At 38.7% G+C, this 6,000-nt stretch carries 3 protein-coding genes; 2 read left to right on the top strand and 1 reads right to left on the bottom strand.

Features of this window, described 5'->3' with window-relative positions:
* Positions 1-104 precede the first annotated feature (104 nt).
* Entirely contained in the window at positions 105-3,026 is a 2,922-nt protein-coding gene (locus tag ABVT42_RS03435) for a DNRLRE domain-containing protein (RefSeq protein ID WP_353873710.1), read from the bottom strand.
* Between the two features lie 429 nt (positions 3,027-3,455).
* Here ABVT42_RS03435 and ABVT42_RS03430 point away from each other — a divergent pair, with 429 nt between their 5' ends.
* Positions 3,456-5,093 carry a sensor histidine kinase gene (locus tag ABVT42_RS03430; protein WP_353873709.1) on the top strand — a complete coding sequence of 546 codons (1,638 nt, stop codon included), beginning with the start codon at positions 3,456-3,458 and terminating at the stop codon, positions 5,091-5,093.
* Between the two features lie 9 nt (positions 5,094-5,102).
* On the top strand, positions 5,103-5,900 hold the full coding sequence (locus tag ABVT42_RS03425) for a substrate-binding periplasmic protein (RefSeq protein WP_353873708.1): 798 nt from the start codon (positions 5,103-5,105) through the stop codon (positions 5,898-5,900).
* Positions 5,901-6,000 lie beyond the last annotated feature (100 nt).

Raw genomic sequence — 6,000 nt, 5'->3', positions numbered from 1 at the left:
TTGATCGCGAAATGAGATTGCGCAGCCGGAACTCACCATTTAAAATGCTTCTGCGCATGATTGGCTGATAAAAAATCAATGGGGGTTTCTTTTTTCAGGGGCGACTAAGTAATCGTTAGTTTTGGTCGCTGAGCCTGAGTTGAATAACTTTTTGAACGCATATCTAATCCATTAACAGTGCCGCCACTTTCAATGGTGATACCGTTATTACTACTACCGTTAATCCAGCTTTGAATTAATGCCAAACCATTGGCATTTAGATTTATGGAATAACTACCCGTAGAAGTTGGTGAGAAACTGCCAATCTGACTGCCGCGATTACTTTCTGGTTGAGTATTATTCCAGGTCGCAGTCATTTCTGACCAAGCGGTCGTTAACTCCCATAAATCATAATTTGAGTTAGAACGATTAAAAACCTGCATGGTTATTGTTGCACTAGTAACCGTTGCGCCAGTTGGAATCGATGAAATATCCCACTTAATTAAAGTGATTAATTCATCACGAGTTCCGTCATCACCATCTGCTAATATTTCTGCATCAGCACCATAATTTGATAACGGGCTTCCGGAAGCAACATAGGTATCTTGAGTGCCGGTATAACTATTAAGGCCTTGTTGAAAAACAACCGTAACCGGATTGTTAGCCGAACTGACAGTTACCGCCTTTAATCGACTATGAGTTGCACCTTCGTTATCGGTGACAGTCAAGTTGACGTTATAAGTACCTGAGTTCGTATAGTTGTGTACAGGGTTTTGTGATGTTGCACTATTATTGTCACCAAAATCCCAATACCAACTAACAATGTTGCCATCACTATCAGATGACTGATCGGTAAAGCTTGCCTGTAATTGATTTGTGCCCACTGCAAAATCGGCAACCGGAGGAATGTTTGATGCAGTACCACTTGAGTAGGTCAAATTTAAGCGTGGTCGCATGTTGGCTGTTCCATATTCACTAGAACGCATATCAATTCCATCAGCACTGCCGCCAGTCATAATCAAAATCCCCTGATTGGTATTTGAGTTGATCCAGCTTTCAACTAAAGCAATTCCGTTAGCATTAAGCGCAACCGTATATTTGCCCGAAGAAGATGGCAAGAAACTGCCGATTTGACTACCCCGATTAGCTAACGGATTGATATTATTCCATGTCACGTTACTTTCAGTCCAGTTGGCATTAGCATTATATAAGACATAGCTGCCGGCACTCGGATTAAAAACTTCCAGTTCAATACTCGCTTCGCTGACACTGACACCGGCAGGTATAGTGCTTAAGTCCCATTTTATAACGGTTGCCAATTCGCCATTTGCACCATCATCACCATCGGCTAACAATGTTGTTGATGTACCATAGTTTGTTGATGCATTTCCACTTGCCAAATAACTGTCGCTGGTACCGGTGTAACTGCTACCAGGAGAGACACCATTTTGAAAACTCACCGTTTGTATGTTTTCAAATGTAAATCCTTTTTGGCTGTTCGCCGCGATGATATTATTATTTGTATCTTTAACGTTGTTAACGGTTAACGTGTAATTGGTACCAATTGCCAGGCTTGATGTTGCTAAGCTCACCTGATTGGCATTTAGAGTCGCCGAATTAATCGTGACGCCATTGTTGATACTATAATTTGCCGTATTTTGAGCTGATGCAGTATCCAGCGCTTCGCTAAAACTCACCACAACTTCGTTTACACTGGTGGCAGAGGTAGCAGTTAAAACTGGCGGTGTGGTATCTTCGCCTTTAATGACCGTGTAGTGATCAGTCACTACGCCATCAGAACGCAAATGCTTGGCATCCAGTCGATTACCATTGATATCCAGAATCACTGAGCCTAACTGATTTAACGAAGTAAACATTGCAGGATGATTGAGTGAGCCGCCTGAAGTTTTTCCTGAAGCACCTGCTACAGTATAAACAGCCCCAGCATTAGCAGCCTGATCGACTTTTTGATAAGCACCATTTCCATCTTCACGCCCGTCGCCACCATCCTTCAAGTGGCTGGAGTTAAACGTACCAGACGAACCATAGTGTCCATCAATTAAGTAGGAACGCTCATAAGAATGACTGTGTCCCGAAAATACTAAATCAACACCATAGCTTTCGATAATTGGTAAAGCATTTTCACGCATGTCGATTAGTGCGCCTTCAGAATCAGAGTTATGTGACCCCTTGGTATATGGTGGATGATGCCAGAATGCAATAATCCATTTTTTATCTGTCGCTGCAATATCATTTTGTAACCAGGTCATCATTGCGCCATTGGTAGCTCGACTGGTTTCATATGAGTCAAGACAAATAAAATGAATATCGCCATAATCAAACGAATAATAAGCCTCGGTTCCTGAAGCCAATCCCCCAGACTGGGCATTTCTAGGCAAAGAAAAAATATCATAATAAGGACCGGATTCACTGGCCGAATCGGCAGAGTGTCCGTCGTGATTGCCAAGTGTTGGCCAAACAGGTGAGCGTCTTAACAACTCAGGATACATATTGAAAACTGCGTTTTGATATTCGCTGTCTGTCCCGTCGTTATAAGCATTATCGCCCAGCATAATCCACAAATTCGTATTGTTTGCCCCCGTATAATTTAAATACGCATTATATACGGCGGCGGCATTTGAATTGGCAGTGCCAGAATCACCAATTAACCAAACTCGCGTGGGTGTCGACGTGCCAGGATTGGGTGAAGTGGTAAAACGGTAACTGTTATCACCACCGGCAATTGTCTGTGTAGAGGATCCAACTGAGTAGTAATATTGCGTTAACGGATTTAAACCCGTTAATCTAACTTCGTGTTCAGTTCGATTACCTGACACCGTTTTACTTTGCGATAAATTAGCGGGATTGCTGCCATAACGAACCACAGAATCAGTAGCTGAATCTGTCCGCCAACGAATAGTCATTGCCTGTTCATTGCCCATTTGCAAATAAGGACCACGAGTTAAATTTGCTGCTTCAACCAGTGTGGTGAATAACAAGCATAAAAATAGACCCAGCTTTATTAAAGCTTGAGTACAATTATTCATAAAAGCTCCAAATATTATTGTTGGTAGTAATTAGAAAGTGCGTTCTCGGTGTTAACTGATGAAGCTTAAGAAACGTGTGTGACAGATCTGTTAAGATTAGACTGATATAAAAAGACTGCCATTATATTTGGTTGCGATATTAAAAATTCAAACCGGAATATTACCTCTTAATAAATGAATAAATAGTGGTTTAAAAATAAAATATCTCAAAAAAAAATTTATCATGTTTAGCACAATTAAGTGACAGGTCGGTCAACTTAAAAAATAGACAGTGTCTGATTAAATAGCCTAATTCGATTTCCTGTACTACGCTTTAAGTAACTATTGCCTGACCAGTTAATTATTTGTGTGTTCAACAAAAATGTTAATTTTCAATTAAGTCTCATTATCCAGCTTGGCTTATAGTCGCAGCAGTTTTAAGGCAACTAAATGAGAACAAAAACCGAATTAAAATCAATTCCAAATTCACTAAATCGATTATTAACGATTCGAATTGTATTATTTAGTTCTCTGGTTACAGTTTTCGTGACACTTTTTCAGTTGTACAATGATTATCGTTCTGATTTTGACCAAATATTAAATCAGCAAAATGAAATTGTGACTTCCTATTTGAAGCCGCTTGAATCAAATTTGTGGATTATGGATGAGACCACTATTGAATCTCAGGTCTATGGCATTTCTAGTCTACAACATATTTCATTTGTCAATGTTACCTCCAATATTGGTGGAAACTGGACCGCAGGCACTCGTGAAAAGGATTTCGTTATCGAGAAAAAACTCGATTTGACCCACGCCCATATTAACGACGAACGTATTAAGATAGGCGAGTTAATCATTCAATCTGACTTAACTCAAGTCTATAAACGACTGCTCGACAAAACACTGGTGATATTACTTTCTAACGGCTTTAAAACCTTTATTGTTGCGGGTTTCATTATGTTCTTAATTCGTCGCATGATTACCACACCGCTGTATCTTCTGGTTAAACATTTTGAATCTATGAATTTGGAACAATCAGATAAACCTTTAATGCTATCTCGAAATAAAAGTTATCGCGGAGATGAAATTGAAAGAGTCATTATGGCCGTCAATAAAATGAGCAGTACTTTGCACTTTTCTTATCTGCAACTGAAAAATTCAGAAGATGAATTGAAAGAAGCACTGAAAGATCGGGAAAAATTACTCGAGTTGGAAAAGCAGTTTAAACAAGAACTCGAACTCAAAGTCAAAGAGCGTACTATCGAATTAGAAGCAGCAATAGAGGAATTAAAGTTTGCCCAGGATACTCTGATAAGAACTGAGAAAATGGCATCTTTAGGCGGGCTTGTTGCAGGACTTTGCCATGAAATTAACACGCCTTTAGGTATTTGTGTAACCGTTGCCAGCACTTTAGTTGATAGTACTAAAACGATTAAAGACCAGTTTAACATGGGTGAGCTCACTAAAAGCAGCTTAGATAAATTTATTCAATCCAATGAAAAAGCAGATATATTGTTAAGTAAAAACCTGGCTCGCGCAGTAGAGTTAATGGGACATTTTAAGCAGGTAGCCGTCGATCAAACCAGTTCACAGCGTCGTAATTTTGAATTGGGTGAGTTAATAGAAGAAGTCATTATTGTGACGGAGCCTTTAATTAAAAATCCTAAAATAAAAGTACAATTTGACTGTTTGAAAAAAATTGAAATGAATAGTTTCCCTGGTTCTATCAACCAGATAGTCACTAACTTAATTAACAATTCCATTCGGCATGCCTACTCAGCGGAAGATGAAGGTAAAATTCAAATTAGAATAAAAGAATCCAGTAACTCAGAGCAAGTCACGATAACTTACGCGGATGACGGAAAAGGTATACCGCCAGATAACTTAAAAAAAATATTCGATCCATTTTTTACAACGGGTTCACGTACAGTTGACACCGGATTGGGTTTGAATATTGTTTACAATATAGTTAATTTAACTTTAGGAGGTACTATTCAAGTAAAAAACAATACACCCGCTAAAGGATGCTGTTTTACGATTGAAATTCCCAAAACCGCCCCCGAACAAAACAGTCCGGCCAAATATTAGATCATCTACATGAAGTTTTGTGCGCGTATATTGATTATTTTTTACTTACTTATCAATACAGTAGTCATTTCTGCAGAACAATCTAAACAGCTAACAAGTCTCAAGCCAACTTTAAAAATGGTCTACTATGAAGCCTTTGCGCCATTTTCCTGGCGTGAAAATGGTAATATGAAAGGTATCTTAATCGATATTATTGACGCTGCTGTTGTGTATAAACTAAAAATTCCGGTTTCTCATACAGGACTTCCTTGGGTAAGAGCTCAATCACTTGTAAAGAACAATCTTGCCGACGGCTTTATTACCGTACCAACAGCAGAAAGACGTCAATATACCTATGTGAATGCGACTCCTGTTGCTAATTGGGAAGTAACATTAATGACACGTAAGGATCATCCCAAAATAGAAGAACTAAAACAAGTTGGTACCCCATTACAATTAAAAGGCTTTCGAGTTGGGACCAATTTAGGTAATGGCTGGGCAAAAGAAAATTTATCCCAAATTGAATTAATTGAAACCAGAACAGTAGAACAGTTACTGCAAATGGTTGTCGCCAATCGAATTGATGTAATCATTCATGGTAGGCTCGAAGAAGCTTACTACAGTCAGAAGCTAGGTTATAATAACGAGCTTGTAATTTTACCAAACTCTTTTACGATAGTTCCATTTAACCTTTGTATTAGTAAATCCTCACACTATGCCGACATCATCGAAAAGTTCGAATCAGTCATTATTGAAATGCATGAAAATGGCGAACTGAAAGAAATAATTACTAAATATCTCCCTGAGTCGTATTTAGAATCTCAATAAGTCATCAATCGAATTTATTAAATATCGTCGGCGACGACCAGCCGAATAGTAGCTAATTGCTAATGACTAAGCAATAAAATTCGATAAGTACATTTTGATT

Origin of the sequence: Aliikangiella maris, assembly GCF_040719265.1 — a bacterium.
In the GTDB taxonomy this organism is placed as follows: domain Bacteria; phylum Pseudomonadota; class Gammaproteobacteria; order Enterobacterales; family Kangiellaceae; genus Aliikangiella; species Aliikangiella maris.
This window is presented reverse-complemented; position numbering and strand designations above follow the sequence as displayed.